The sequence below is a fragment of the Mesorhizobium sp. M7A.F.Ca.CA.002.04.1.1 genome, from assembly GCF_004022805.1.
GTDB classification, from domain to species: Bacteria; Pseudomonadota; Alphaproteobacteria; order Rhizobiales; family Rhizobiaceae; genus Mesorhizobium; species Mesorhizobium ciceri.
In genome coordinates this window covers 1-1,541 of sequence record NZ_RZPL01001003.1, presented here as the reverse complement: position 1 = coordinate 1,541, position 1,541 = coordinate 1, and the positions used below count along the sequence as shown (strand labels likewise).

Sequence of the window (1,541 nt, the reverse complement as noted above, 5' to 3'; positions counted from 1 at the left end):
ATCAGCCACGGGCGATATCAACCGCCGAACATGCCGAGCAGCTTGTTCTTCAGCTTCGTCACCCGGCTTTCGTCGGCACTCGCCGCTTGCGTTTCAGCCATTGGCGCCGCTTCCGAAGGGGCCGCGATGGTCGCGGTGGCGACTGGGGCCTCCTTGGCGGCCTTCTCGGCCTCCTTTTCGGCCAGAGCCTGGGCCTTGGCGGCTTCCTTGGCTTGCTTGGCCGCCTCTATGGCAGCCAGCCTCTGCTCCTCGGCCTTCTGCTTGGCAGCTTTTTCGGCATCAAGAGCCGCCATCTTGCGGCCGGCGGGCGAATCGATGCGGCCCATGCGTGCCGTCTCGGTGACCGAGCCGTCATTGTTGAGCGACGGCGGATCGATCGGTACGCGTTCGCCGCGTGCGCGGCGCTTGGACCAGTCGGAGACGATGCTGGCTTCCTTGATACCGGCGATGGTCGGCTTGGGCGCCGGCACGCTGGCCTTGACCGCGCCGCTGAACGCCGCGTCATAGGTGCTCATGTAGGAATTGTAGGCGCTCTTCAGCGAATCAGGCTGCGTCGTCGCCGGGCAGGCGCCAGTCGGATCGAATGTCTGACCGTCGGCGGCTACCTGGTTGAAGACATAACGCTTCTCGCAGACATCGACCTTCGGCGGCACCTTGGTGATCTCGAAATTGTCGTAGCCGACCTTGAGCATCTTCCAGAAGTCGTAATTCGGGTCGTTGCGGTAGCGCGCCATGTTGGCGGCGGTCATGCGGAACGGAAACGCCTGGATCTGGAACTCGGTCTGGCCGCCCTGGAAAGCATCGCGGCCGAAGGCATAGATCTGCTCGATCTGCGCATCGGTCATCGAATAGCAGCCCGACGACGAACAGGCGCCGTGCACCATCAAATTGGAGCCGGTGCGGCCGTTGGCGCGGTCATAGGCGTTGGGATAGCCGATGTTGAAGGACAGATGGTAGTTCGAGCGCGGATTCATCTGCGCCGGGCGCACCGTGTAGAAGCCTTCCGGCGCCTGGCGGTCGCCTTCGGTGTATTTCGGCCCGAGCTTGCCCGACCATTTGCAGATGTCGTAGCTGGCGACCATGTCATAGCGGCCGTTGGTCTTGGCCTTCCAGATCTCGAGCTTGCCTTCTTCCTTGAAGATGCGGGCCATCACCGACGAGGTGCGGACCATGCCCTTGGCCCTCATGTCGGCGAGGATCTTGTCGGGCAGCGGCTTGTTGGCCTCCGGGGCAAAATCCTTCATCGACGAATTGTTGCAGCCGGCAACGCCGAGGGCAGCGATCAGGATTCCGGTGCGGGCAAGCTTGACAAACATGGCTACGGATATCGTCTTTTCTCTGGCGCCAGGACGTTTCCTGCCCCGGCTGCTACACTGCGCATCGACGGACCCTAAGCCCGTTAACCCTAATAAATTCCTTACCGCAAGTGCCGACGCATCCCCCTGCGGCAGTCTCATTGAGCCGAATGCAGCGGCATTTTTGTGGCAAAAATGCTCCGCTCCGCCACATTGTTGCGGCCAAGGGTGCCTGTGGTCAGAGAC

General features: G+C 62.0%; 1 protein-coding gene. It reads right to left on the bottom strand.

Annotation, left to right across the window (positions count from 1 at the left end; all coding sequences use genetic code 11):
- Nucleotides 1–17: 17 nt before the first annotated feature.
- Entirely contained in the window at nt 18–1,316 is a 1,299-nt protein-coding gene (locus ENZ75_RS31465) for a murein L,D-transpeptidase family protein (protein ID WP_013529353.1), read from the bottom strand.
- Nucleotides 1,317–1,541: the final 225 nt, after the last annotated feature.

Bases quoted from the DNA above. Each gene is read 5' to 3' on its own strand.
- ENZ75_RS31465 (WP_013529353.1), bottom strand. From the start codon at position 1,316: ATGTTTGTCAAGCTTGCCCGCACCGGAATCCTGATCGCTGCCCTCGGC.